The organism is Staphylococcus sp. EG-SA-2 (genome assembly GCF_017152085.1).
The window spans coordinates 1-624 of record NZ_JACYHC010001254.1 but is presented as its reverse complement, the minus strand read 5'-3'; the positions used below and the strand labels follow the sequence as shown (position 1 = coordinate 624).

Genomic DNA, 624 nt, shown 5'->3' with positions numbered 1-624 from the left:
TGTTTTTAGCGAGAAAACAATTAGAGTTCTATTCGACTCAGTGCGATTTAGAATTGTATTTTACGAGCTTATCACGCAAAACAATTGTATATAAAGGTTGGTTACGATCAGACCAAATTAAAAAACTATATACAGATTTATCGGATGATTTATATCAATCAAAGCTAGGGTTAGTGCATTCGAGATTTAGTACGAATACATTCCCGAGTTGGAAAAGGGCACATCCTAACCGTATGTTAATGCATAATGGTGAGATTAACACGATTAAAGGTAATGTAAACTGGATGCGAGCACGCCAACATAAATTAATCGAAACATTATTTGGCGAGGATCAACATAAAGTGTTTCAAATTGTCGATGAGGATGGTAGTGACTCTGCTATTGTAGATAATGCGCTAGAGTTCTTATCGTTAGCCATGGAGCCAGAAAAGGCAGCGATGCTACTCATACCTGAACCTTGGTTATACAATGAAGCGAATGATGCAAATGTACGTGCGTTTTATGAATTTTATAGTTATTTAATGGAACCGTGGGATGGTCCTACAATGATTTCGTTCTGTAACGGTGACAAACTTGGCGCGCTTACAGATAGAAATGGATTACGTCCAGGTCGTTATACGATTA

General features: G+C 37.3%; 1 protein-coding gene. It reads left to right on the top strand.

Features of this window, described 5'->3' with window-relative positions:
• Nucleotides 1-624 (top strand): class II glutamine amidotransferase domain-containing protein (locus IDG60_RS20330; protein ID WP_481906117.1); only part of this gene is annotated, 624 nt, incomplete at both ends.